Origin of the sequence: Microbulbifer salipaludis, from assembly GCF_017303155.1 — a bacterium.
GTDB classification, from domain to species: Bacteria; Pseudomonadota; Gammaproteobacteria; order Pseudomonadales; family Cellvibrionaceae; genus Microbulbifer; species Microbulbifer salipaludis.
In genome coordinates, this window is record NZ_JAEKJR010000002.1 from 1,409,784 (window position 1) to 1,421,196 (window position 11,413).

At 58.1% G+C, this 11,413-nt stretch carries 9 protein-coding genes; 5 read left to right on the plus strand and 4 right to left on the minus strand.

Annotated elements, in window-relative coordinates; all coding sequences use genetic code 11:
- Nucleotides 1-21: 21 nt before the first annotated feature.
- A complete protein-coding gene (locus tag JF535_RS11605; protein ID WP_207002252.1) occupies nucleotides 22-1,356 on the minus strand; it encodes a glutamine synthetase family protein in 1,335 nt (444 codons plus the stop codon).
- Nucleotides 1,357-1,632: 276 nt separating this feature from the next.
- On the opposite strand from JF535_RS11605, the gene JF535_RS11610 reads away from it, so the two are divergent.
- The 5 genes from JF535_RS11610 (at nucleotide 1,633) to cysB (ending at nucleotide 8,412) form a co-directional block, all read left to right on the plus strand.
- The gene (locus tag JF535_RS11610; protein ID WP_207002254.1) at nucleotides 1,633-2,940 is read left to right on the plus strand and encodes an NAD(P)/FAD-dependent oxidoreductase; all 1,308 of its coding nucleotides are present in this window, start codon (nucleotides 1,633-1,635) and stop codon (nucleotides 2,938-2,940) included.
- A 170-nt stretch (nucleotides 2,941-3,110) separates the two neighbouring features.
- Entirely contained in the window at nucleotides 3,111-5,477 is a 2,367-nt protein-coding gene (locus JF535_RS11615) for a TonB-dependent receptor (protein ID WP_207002256.1), read from the plus strand.
- Between the two features lie 119 nt (nucleotides 5,478-5,596).
- On the plus strand, nucleotides 5,597-6,277 hold the full coding sequence (locus JF535_RS11620) for a TetR family transcriptional regulator (protein ID WP_207002258.1): 681 nt from the start codon (nucleotides 5,597-5,599) through the stop codon (nucleotides 6,275-6,277).
- Nucleotides 6,278-6,291: 14 nt separating this feature from the next.
- Nucleotides 6,292-7,209 carry a 5'-nucleotidase gene (locus tag JF535_RS11625; RefSeq protein ID WP_207002260.1) on the plus strand — a complete coding sequence of 306 codons (918 nt, stop codon included), beginning with the start codon at nucleotides 6,292-6,294 and terminating at the stop codon, nucleotides 7,207-7,209.
- Between the two features lie 228 nt (nucleotides 7,210-7,437).
- Nucleotides 7,438-8,412 (plus strand): HTH-type transcriptional regulator CysB, encoded by a 975-nt coding sequence (gene cysB / locus JF535_RS11630; protein WP_207002271.1) that lies wholly within the window; start codon nucleotides 7,438-7,440, stop codon nucleotides 8,410-8,412.
- 93 nt (nucleotides 8,413-8,505) lie between these two features.
- Here cysB and JF535_RS11635 read toward each other — a convergent pair whose 3' ends face one another.
- The 3 genes from JF535_RS11635 to ppsR all read right to left on the minus strand — a co-directional run bounded on the left by JF535_RS11635 (nucleotide 8,506) and on the right by ppsR (nucleotide 11,324).
- Complete coding sequence (locus tag JF535_RS11635) at nucleotides 8,506-8,784, minus strand: hypothetical protein (protein ID WP_207002273.1); 279 nt, start codon at nucleotides 8,782-8,784, stop codon at nucleotides 8,506-8,508.
- Nucleotides 8,785-8,944: 160 nt separating this feature from the next.
- A complete protein-coding gene (gene pabB, locus JF535_RS11640; RefSeq protein ID WP_242523803.1) occupies nucleotides 8,945-10,276 on the minus strand; it encodes an aminodeoxychorismate synthase component I in 1,332 nt (443 codons plus the stop codon).
- A 184-nt stretch (nucleotides 10,277-10,460) separates the two neighbouring features.
- Complete coding sequence (gene ppsR, locus JF535_RS11645) at nucleotides 10,461-11,324, minus strand: posphoenolpyruvate synthetase regulatory kinase/phosphorylase PpsR (RefSeq protein WP_242523804.1); 864 nt, start codon at nucleotides 11,322-11,324, stop codon at nucleotides 10,461-10,463.
- Nucleotides 11,325-11,413: the final 89 nt, after the last annotated feature.

Genomic DNA, 11,413 nt, shown 5'->3' on the forward strand with positions numbered 1-11,413 from the left:
ATTGCCTGTCGGACCAGTGCATTACACGTTAAGCAGCAAGTACTCTCTTTCCCAAGAACTGATCACCCGGTTGAACTCCTCATACTCGTCGCGCTTGATTGCGGCCCAGGCGCGCACGAAGGTATCGCCAAACATCTCAACCGCCTCCGGACACTCGGCCAGCAGGCTCAGGGCGTGCTCCTGTGTACGCGGCAGCGTGATGGGTTCGGAAGAGCAGTCACCGGTATAGGGCTCACTGGGCATGACTTTGTTCATCATGCCGAGATAGCCGCAGGCCAGTGAAGTGGCGATGGCCAGGTACGGGTTGCAGTCGGCGCCCGGGAAACGGTTCTCCAGTCGCTTCGCCTGGGGTGAACTGTCGGGAACCCGCAGCCCGGTTGTGCGGTTGTCGTAACCCCAGTGCAGGCTGGTGGGTGCGGCCATTTCCGGGGTAAAGCGCCGATAGGAATTCACATTGGGCGCGAAAAAGGTAATGAAGCCCGGTGTGTATTTCTGCATGCCGCCGATAAAGTGCAGGAAGCGCTCGTTTTCTTTGCCGTCGTCATCAACGAAGACATTTTTTCCGGTCTTGGTGTCGATAATGCTCTGGTGCAAGTGCAGGGCGCTGCCCGGTTCATCTTCCATGGGCTTTGCCATGAACGTGGCATATATACCGTGGCGCAGGGCGGTCTCCCGTACCGTACGCTTGAAGGTAAATACCTGGTCCGCAAGCTTCAGCGGGTCCCCGTGCAGGAAGTTGATTTCCATCTGGGCAGTGCCGGACTCGTGGATCAATGTGTCTACATCCAGGCCCTGTGCTTCACAGAAGTCGTACATGTCTTCGATGATTGATTCGTATTCGTTGGCCGCATCGATACTGTATGACTGACGTGTTTTCTCGGTGCGACCGGAGCGACCGACGGGTGCCGATAGCTTTTCGTCCGGGTCCAGATTCCGTTTGATCAGGTAGAACTCGACTTCCGGAGCAACCACAGGCTGCCAGCCCTGCTCGGCGTATTTATCCAATACGAACTTCAGGATGTTCCTGGTGCTGATGGGGTGGGGCTTGCCATCGCGGGTATAACAGTCGTGAATGATCTGGGCCGTGGGCTCATTGGCCCAGGGGTTCAGGCGAATGGAGTCCGGGTCGGGCACCAGCAGCATGTCGGTATCTGCGGGGTCGACCAGCTCATTGTGTTCGTCGACGTAGTCGCCGGTAACCGTCTGCACCAGAATACTCTCGGGCAGGCGACTGTCTTCCGTTAGAAATTTATCGGTAGGGGTAAATTTGCCCCGTGCGTTTCCGGACATGTCCGGTACCAGGCACTCGACCTCAGAAATGGAATGTTCTGCGAGCCACTGGGTAATCTTATCCATGGTACACCTTGTTTATAGAAGGCCTTTGCCCCGGATGGGGTTATTAGTATATATCCCGCCTAAACAACCTAGAGACCGGTTGATGGTGGGCGCAGGGCGAGAAACTGAAGGTTTTCGTCCCGCGGGCTTTGATTATGGCAAAAAACCGAATTATCATTCAAGAAAAATTGAATTATGCTTCGGTTTTTACTTTGAAGGCAGAATCATGGCACCGGGGATCGGCCTGAAAACAAACGGCCGCCCTGGTTTTTTACCGGTTTGTTTTGGAGAACGTCCATGTCTGAGAGCGGAACAGTCACCAAGCTGCTCGGCCACACTGATTCTTATTACGCGGCAAGCGCAACGGAATCGCCCCTATATGAGGCGCTGACGGGGGAGGTTGAGGCCGATGTGTGCATTATTGGTGCGGGCTACACCGGCTTGTCCTCGGCACTGCACCTCGCCGAGCGCGGTTACAAGGTGGTGGTGCTGGAGGCCGAGCGTATTGGCTGGGGAGCTTCCGGGCGCAATGGCGGCCACGTGGGGGTCGGGCAGCGCAAGGGACAGGAAGACCTGGAAAAGATGCTGGGTCTGGACGTGGCCAAGTCCCTGTGGGAAATGAGTGTCGAGGCGGTGCAGCTGGTGGAGGACCTTATCGGAAAGCACGACATCCAGTGCGACCTGAAGCGGGGCATCATGCATCTAGCGGCAAAGCCCAGCCACGACCGAGGGTTACAGGAGGAGGTTGAGCTGCTCAATACCCGCTATGGCTATGACCAGATACGCTATGCCGACAAGGACGAGGTGCGATCACTGGTCGGGTCCGAGCGCTTCTCCGGTGGGCAGATCGATGACGGCTCGCTGCACCTTCACCCGCTCAATTATGCGCTGGGCCTGGCCCGGGCAGCAGCCAGTGCCGGAGTGCAGTTCTATGAACACAGCCGGGTCACCAACTATAGCGGTGGTAGTCCCTGCATAGTCAACACGGCAAAGGGCAAAGTGCGTGCGCGCAACGTCGTGCTCGCCTGCAACGGTTACCTGGGTAACCTGGAGCCGCGGATGGCCGGTCGCATTATGCCGATCAACAACTTCGTGTTGGCCACCGAACCCTTGCCGGAGGAGCTGGCACGGGAATTGATAGCGAACGATTACGCGCTTCAAGACACGCTGTTTGTGATCAACTATTGGAAACTGTCCGGTGACAACCGGCTGGTTTTCGGCGGGGGAGAGAACTACACCTCCCGTTTCCCTCAGGATATTCGCGCTTTCGTGCGCAAATACATGCTGGAAGTCTATCCGCAGTTGGCCGACACCCGCATCGATTATGGATGGGGCGGGACGCTGGCGATCACCCTGAACCGAATGCCGAGCATTGGTCGCCTGGAGCCCAATGTGTATTACAGCCAGGGCTACTCCGGACACGGGGTGCCCACGGCAACCTTTGCCGGCAAAATTATTTCGGAAGTGGTTGCAGGCACCGAAGAAAGGTTTGATATATTGTCGCGCATTCCAACGCGCAGTTTCCCCGGGGGAACACTGCTGCGTTGGCCTGGGCTGGTAGCGGGAATGCTCTATTACAGCTTGAAGGACAAGCTGGGCCACTAGTGAGTGTCATAAAAATCAACGGCTTGCACAGTTTGCGATTTTTATTGATGTTGGAAATTGAATAATTGTTCGGTTTGTGGGATAACAGATCGGTCGCTTTAATCCCGGGTCCGTCCTGAGTGGTAATGAATGGGCAGCAACCCGATAAAAATAACCCACGGGGAGTAACGATGACGCTATCAGACCAGCCATTTGTGGCTAAAAAGAACCTGCTCGCTACAACTATTGGCGCGGCCGTAATGGCTGTCAGTAGCGTAGCGCTGGCGGCAGACCAGATTGAAGAGGTGACGGTTACCGCGCAGATGCGTGCCGAGTCACTGAAAGACGTACCTGCGGCGGTCACCGCGTTCACCGGCGATACGGTCAAGAACAGCAACTTGAGTGACTTCAAGGACCTGTTTGCGCTGACCCCGGGTGTGTCTGGTGAGACCAACGACTCCTACTTCGACTCCGTGTCAGTGCGCGGTGTGAACAACAACAGCTTCGGCAGCGGCAGTGACCCGGCCCTGGGTATTTTCCTGGACGGCGTCTACCAGAGCCGCACCGGTGCCACCCCGAGCATGTACGATCTGGAGCGCGTGGAAGTGATCAAGGGCCCGCAGGGCACCCTGTTCGGCCGCAACACCGCCTCCGGTGCCATCTCCATGGTCTCCAAGAAGCCAGGTGAAGTATTTGCCGGTGACATCTCCGTCGGCGCCGGCCAGTACGGCCGCACCGAACTTGAAGGCGGTGTGGATGTTCCGGTCAGTGAAGATTTCTCCGTGCGTATTGCCGGTAAGCACTTCTCTGAGGACGGTCACGTCAAGAACCTCACCACCGGACGCGACCTGGGCGCCAGCGAGCTGAACGCCGCGCGTATTACCGCGGTGTACGACGTGTCTGAAGCCACCACCGTTACCCTGTTGGCACAGTACGAAGATCGCGAGAGCGACGGCACTATTTACCGCGCCTTCGACAACGATGCCGGTTACAACTACGACATTCCGGAAGGCGCCTACGACGAGGTGTACAACGACGAGGAAGGCCTCGATCAGTCCGAAATCGCTGACGTTGTTCTGACCGTGGAGCACGAGTTCGCCGGTGGCAACACCCTGACCTCCATTACCGGCTACAAGTCCCACAAGTATTCCTACCGCGAAGACTTCGATGGCACTCCGCAGCCGATCGACACCTACACCCGCGAGCAGACCGGTGATTTCTTCAGCCAGGAATTCCGCATCGCTTCCAACAGCAGCGGCCCGTTCAACTATGTCCTGGGTGCGTCTTACTACCAGGAAGAGCTGAACGCGGATTTTGCCGGTATCGATAACGAAGACTTCATCTGTGACGGTATCTACGCGGATGAGTGGGAAGAGGGCCTCGACAGCTTTGTAACCTGTGATGCTCTGCCGCAGGACGTGCTCGACGAAGCCTTCGGCTTCGAAGGTGAGCCGTGGGAATACGCCACTGACAAGCTGTCCATCGAAGCCGCTGACACCCTCGGCGACTACAAGGGCTGGGGTGTGTTCGCCAACACCACCTTTGACATCACCGAAGCCACTACTCTGGGCCTGGGTGTGCGCTACACCGAAGACCAGAAGACCTACCACGTAGTTTCTCCGTGGCCGGAAACCTGGACGGGTGGCTGGAACTACCAGGCCATGTATACCGATGAAGACGGTATCACCGGCGACAACACCTGGAGCAATGTGTCTGGGCGCGCAACCCTGACCCACGTGCTCAGTGACGAACTGACCACCTACGCCAGCGTTGCGACCGGCTACAAGTCCGGTGGTTTCGACTACCTGTCCTACAACATTACCGATCCGGCTTACGGCGACACCTACGAGAGCCAGGCTGACTGGCTGTGGGAGCAGGGTTACGAGGTCAACGCCAGCAACGCTGAGCCCAGCAAGTTCGACGAAGAAACCGTGCTGTCCTACGAGCTGGGTGTGAAAGCCCGACTGCTGGACAACCGTCTGGCCCTGAACGCCGCCGCGTTCCAGTACACCTACGAAGACATGCAGCAGGCATTCTGGGTAGGTGCAGCGGCGATCACCCGCAACGTGGGCGAATCCGAAGGCCGCGGCCTGGAAGTGGACGCGCGCTGGCTGATTACCGACAACCTGGACCTGTACTTCGGTGCGGCGCTGCTGGATACAGAGTTCAATGGCGCTCCAGAAGAGCTGTGTGACAGCTGTAACGGTAACGAGATGGCCTTCTCTCCGAAGTTCTCCTCTGCCACCGTACTGACGTACACCCAGAACACCAGCTTTGGTGAACTGTCTTACTCTGGTGAATACACCTATACCGGTGAGCAGTGGTCCGAACTGGAAAACACCGAGGCGGTTAAACTGGACGCCCGCAATGTGGTGAACCTGCGCGTTGCCCTGACTTCTCCGGAAGACAGCTGGACCGCAGGTATCTACGCCGAGAACGTGACCGGCGAAGAGTACTACCACTGGGGTTACGCAGATGCGCTGTACAACCTTCCGGCCACCAAAACCGATCCATCGCGCGGTCGTGTAGTAGGGGTCAATCTGGATTACCGCTTCTGATCCTTTCCTTTCATCTCACAGGATGAGCAAAAAGGCCGGCTTTTATAGCCGGCCTTTTTGTTAATGAGCGGGCGGTCCATTTATGTTAAAAATGACGCTCGGACTAAAAGGATGACCACGTGTCGAGTGCAGAACAGAACCGCCGAAAAAGTCAGCTTGCTCCGCGACGGGAGCCTGTGCAGGCGCGCGCCCGGGAACGGGCCCGCCAGATACTGGATACCACTGGCCGCCTGCTGGAGCAGGTGGGCCTCAACGACCTGACCACAATCCTCATTGCCAAGGAACTCGGTGTTTCCGTCGGCTCGGTATATCACTACTTTCCCAACAAGCACGCGATCCTTTATGCGATGGGTGAGCAGTGGCTTGCGAGCCTCACCGAGCGCCTGGATGACCTAGCCGCGAGTGACCTTGAGCAGTTGAGCCTGAAAGATTTTCTCGACGAGCTGCTGGAACGCTGGGTGTCGGTTTATCGCGAGCAGCGGGGCTTGCTGCCACTGGTTCAGGCCATGTGGGGGATTCCTGAATTACACGAACTGGATGAGCGTCACGACGAGCTGGTCATTAATCACCTGGTGGACATGTTCCGTCGCCTGGGCTTCACCACGCCGCCCAATGAGACCAACCGCCTGGCGCGGGCAACCCTGGAAACCTGCCACGCGATGCTCCTCGTGGTGGTCAATCAGCAGGGCGTGCGTTCAGGGCGCACACGTGCCGACCTGCTCAATATGTTGCTGGTGCTCCTCGAGCCGCACCGCAACGATGTGCAACCCTCCGGCCTGGAGGACGTAGAGGCGCCTTAAGCGCGGAAATGACTATGAGTGACAACCGCCTGCCACCTGCCAGTAACCGACTGATCATCGCGATTTCCTCGCGTGCGCTGTTTGACCTGCGGGAAAGCCATCAGGTGTACGAGGAGCAGGGGGTAGAGGCATTTTCCGCGTACCAGGTCGAGCGCGAGAACGACGTGTTGCCCAAAGGCGAGGCCTTCTCGCTGGTGGAAAAATTCCTACAAATTAACGAGCGCCTGGGCGGTGCACCGCGGGTCGAGGTGATCCTTCTTTCCCGCAACAGTGCCGATACTGGCCTGCGGGTCTTCAATTCCATCGAGTACTACGGGCTGAATATCAGCCGTGCGGCGTTTTGCAATGGCGGTAGTCCGTACCGCTATATTGCGCCTTTTGGTTGCCATCTGTTTCTCTCGACCGATGGCAGTGATGTTCGACGGGCACTGGAGCAGGGGATTGCCGCGGCGACGCTGATTCCGGGCGGTGCCCGCCAGCGTGGTGACGAAGTCCTGCGCTTTGCCTTCGATGGCGATGCGGTACTCTTTTCGGACGAAGCTGAGCAAATTTTCAAGCGGGAAGGGCTGGCCGCGTTTACCACCGCGGAGCGCGCCTCCGCCAAGCAGCCCCTGCAGGGTGGCCCCTTCAAGGGATTCCTTGAGGCCCTGCAACAGCTGCAGGCGGAGTTCAACGCAGACGATTGCCCCATCAGAACCGCGCTGGTTACCGCACGCTCTGCGCCGGCCCACGAGCGGGTCATCCGCACCCTGCGGGCGTGGAATATCCGTATCGATGAATCCATCTTTCTCGGCGGGCTGCCGAAGGGCGAGTTCCTGCGCGCGTTTGGCGCCGACGTGTTTTTCGATGACCAGCCAAATCACTGTGCTTCTGCTGCAGAGCATGTGGCAACGGGGCACGTACCCCACGGAATAGCGAACGTAGAAGAATAGTCATTCGCCGGATGGCGCTGGTTGGCGCAGCAAGCTTTCTCGTTGGCCACTTTTAGTAACATTTTTTTCGTTTTTACCTCTCCTTTATAGCCAGATGTTGGCCCGCTGGTCATTTCGCTGCTATGCTTTTCCCGCATAAACTCGTCTAGGTTTATAACTAATTGCTGGCGTATAAGTAGGCGTTTCGCTGTTTGTTCAACCATTGCCAGCCGTCGACAGGGAGAGATTATGAAGCTGCAGCAGTTGCGTTATATCTGGGAGGTAGCCCACCATGACCTCAACGTCTCGGCGACGGCGCAGAGCCTGTTCACCTCGCAGCCGGGGATCAGCAAGCAGATTCGTTTGCTCGAGGATGAGCTGGGTGTGGAGATCTTTGCCCGCAGTGGTAAACATCTCACCCGGGTGACGCCGGCAGGGGAGGCAATCCTTAAAACCGCCGGCGAAATCATGCGCAAGGTGGAGAACATCAAGCAGGTTGCGCAGGAGTTCAGTAACGACAAGCGCGGCAGCCTCGCCATCGCCACTACGCACACCCAGGCGCGTTATGCGCTTCCCACCGTCATCAAGGGGTTCATCGCCCGCTACCCGGAAGTCTCCCTGCATATGCATCAGGGAACGCCCATGCAGATCTCGGAAATGGCGGCAGACGGCACCGCGGACTTCGCGATTGCCACCGAGGCGCTGGAGTTGTTCAGCGACCTGGTGATGATGCCCGTATACCGCTGGAACCGCTGCATCCTTGTACCCAAGGGCCATGAGCTGGCCCAGCTTTCCAAGCTGACACTGGAAGACGTTGCCAAGTATCCCATCGTTACCTATGTGTTCGGTTTTACCGGCCGCTCCAAGCTCGACGAGGCATTCCTGGAAAAAGGCTTGTCACCCAAAGTCGTTTTCACCGCAGCCGATGCGGATGTCATCAAAACCTATGTGCGCCTGGGGCTCGGAATTGGCATTGTGGCGGATATGGCAGCGGTCGAGGATGAAGATAACGACCTGGTGGCGTTGGATGCGAGCGAGCTATTTGAAAGCAGTGTGACCAAGATTGGTTTCCGCAAGGGCATTTTCCTGCGCGGATTCATGTACGAATTTATCCAGCAGTTTGCGCCACACCTGACCCGCGAGCTGGTGGACCAGGCTGCGCAGGCGTCATCCCGGGCAGAAGTGGACGAGCTGTTCTCCCATATCGATCTTCCCGTTTATTGACGTTCTGTTGCATGTAGTCAGAAGCAAAAAGCCCGGCGTTTGCCGGGCTTTTTGCTTTGTTGTGCGGTCCATTCAGTGCTTGGCAGCATCAGGCTAGTGCAGCGTATTCAGCACTTCTTTTACAAATTTGAAGTACACGGTGTACACCTCAGGTTCCTGACCTTCCTTCTCCACCACAAAAAATGGTGCTCGCTGCACATTCAGGCGCTGTGCCAGCTGCATGCCGGCGCTCTGTGGGTCCCGTTCGTCGGCGACCAGTGTTTCGGTGAGGAATTTTTCCTGATCGTTTTCCCGGAGCTTTTCCAGGACATCGTTGCACTTGGCGCACAGTGAGCCGTCTGCCAGCACCTTTTTGACCAGAGTGATTCGCATGAGACAACGCCTTGTGTTGCTCGCCCGCAGGTAATGCAGGCGGTACTGGAATTATGGTTGGCGCGCAATCTAGCAGAGTGGTGGCTGCGGTGGAAATACCGTTGGGAAATAGCACTATAACCCCGCGTCTCCTCCTGCACACGGCCGGGCCTTTGGCGACTCAGGAAAATTGCTGTTCCAGTGTATCCAGCAGCACGCGTACTTTATCGAGGCATTCGCGGTGCTCAGCCGCAGGATCAGAATCCGCCACAATGCCGCCGCCCGCGGCACAGGTAATGCGGCCCTTGCTCGCGGTCAGCGAGCGTATGGCGATGTTGGTGTCGGCGCGCCCACAGCTGCTGATATAGCCGATACTACCGCAATAGATGCCGCGGGGGCTGCGCTCCAGCTCGCGGATAATTTGCATGGCGCGTCGCTTGGGTGCGCCGGTAATGGAACCTCCGGGGAAGGTGGCCTCCAAGACCTGCGCAAATTGCAGGTCTTCGGGAATTTGGCCGGTGATGGTGCTTACCAGGTGATGTACGTTGGCAAAGCTCTGAAGCTCAAACAGATTGGGAACCCGCACGCTGCCGCGCTGGCAGATTTTCCCGAAATCATTGCGCAACAGGTCGACAATCATCAGGTTCTCGGCGCGGTCCTTGCGGCTGGCCGCCAGCGCGCTTGCCTGAGCCTGATCCTGTGATGGCTCCGGGCTTCTCGGTGCAGTGCCCTTGATGGGTTCTGTTTGCAGAAAGGTGCCATCCGCAAGGATAAACCGCTCCGGCGACAGGCTCAGAACCTCCCCCTGTGGGAGTGACAGGAATGCAGAGAAGGGCCCTGCCGCCGCCTCGCGAAGCGCCAGATAGGCTGTCAGAGGCGACCCGGTGTACTCAGCAAAGAAGCGCTGGGTAAAGTTGGCCTGGTAAATGTCGCCGGCACGGATGTAATCGAGAATGCGCTGAATGCGCGCGTGATACTCGTCCGGTGTGAATTCGTGGCGGAAGCCCGCTGTGAGCTCGAAACGTTCGGTGCGGGGTGCGGTATTCCAGTCCAGCGCGCGGAAGCGGGCCTGCAGGTCACGCTTCTGCATTTCCGTGCTGGCGGGGTGGAAAATCAGGTGTGTGGCCTGCAGCTGGTGGTCGACGATCAGCGCCCAGGTATACAGCCCAAAGAAGCCGGCAGGCAATGGCGTCTCCCGATTATCCAGCGGAAGAAAATTTCCATGGCTCCCGAGTTCGTAACCGGCATAGCCGATTGCGCCCCCGCAAAAGGGCAATTGCTGGTCGACTTCCTGCGGGGCCAGTTCGCACAGCAGGTCGTCGAGTGCATCGAAGGGCGCTTGATCCGCCGCATCAAGGGAGAGGCTATTGATGGGGTCTGCGCTGAGGATGTCAAAGCGCCCGCCACGGGCGCGTGGTTGTCCGGAGTCCAGCCAGACCGGGCAGGGCAAATCCGCGAGCGCTGCATACGCGACGGCAGAATTGGGGGAATAAGGCAGAGAAATTATTTGCAAAACGTCAACCAAACCTCTGTGCGGGTTGTCCGCACTGCAACCACGACCGGCAGCGGGCGGCTGCCAGGTGAAAGGGACCTTCAGGCCCGGTTGAGGCCCTTGGCGCGGCCCAGATGGTATGGGCCAGTGAGCCCACGCACTCGGGCGGCGCTACTTTACTGCAAAACGCACACGTATAGAAAATTTAGCTGATTCTGCGCTCAATCCCCGCCTGTGACATCAGGCGCGTGGCGAGTTCTTCCACCGACAGCTCGGTGGCATCCAGGTAGGGAATTTGAGCGCGCCGCAGCATTTGCTCTACCTGCCGTACTTCGAACTCGCATTGCTCCGGGGATGCGTAGCGGCTATTGGCGCGGCGCTCCTGACGGATGCTCATGAGTCGGCGGGGGTCGATGGTCAGGCCGAACAGCTTGTGCTGGAAGGGGCGCAAGATCTTGGGGAGCGCCGTGGAGTCCATGTCCTCTTCGGTAATGGGGTAGTTGGCGGCCCGCAAGCCGAACTGTAGTGCCAGATACAGGCAGGTGGGGGTTTTGCCGGAGCGTGACACACCGACCAGTATGATGTCAGCGCTCTCAAACTCACGGGTGCGGCGCCCGTCGTCGTTATCCATGGCGAAATGTACGGCATCGATGCGGGCGCTGTAACGTGGGTTGTCTGCGATGCCATGGGATACGCCCACGGTGCGCGCGGGGTCGGTGCCGAACAGGTTGGCCAGTGGCGCCAGGTAGCTCTCAAAAACATCCAGCATGAGTGCGGAGCTCTCGTGCAGTCTTTTGCGAATCTGGTCGGAGACAATACTCGTGATGATGATCGGTTGTAGGCCGGATTCCTGAGCCGCATGCTCAATCCGCTGCAGTACTTGATTGACGCGTGCATCAGAATCCACGTAGGGCAGGGTGACCTGTTCTACCTGTTGATCGCGAAATTGCGCCAGCAGGCTGTGGCCAATGCCCTCCACGGTCAGCCCGGTGCCATCGGAAATAAAAAATGCGGTGCGTTTTTTGCTGGGCGGGTGGGCCGGCATCGTGGCGTCTTGCTGCTTTTCCATGGTTTGCTCTCTCGGTTGCTTGGGCATGGTATCCCAAACCAGGGCCTTCCCGGAATGCTCTTCGATCCTCGTTGCGCGCGCCCCGTGGC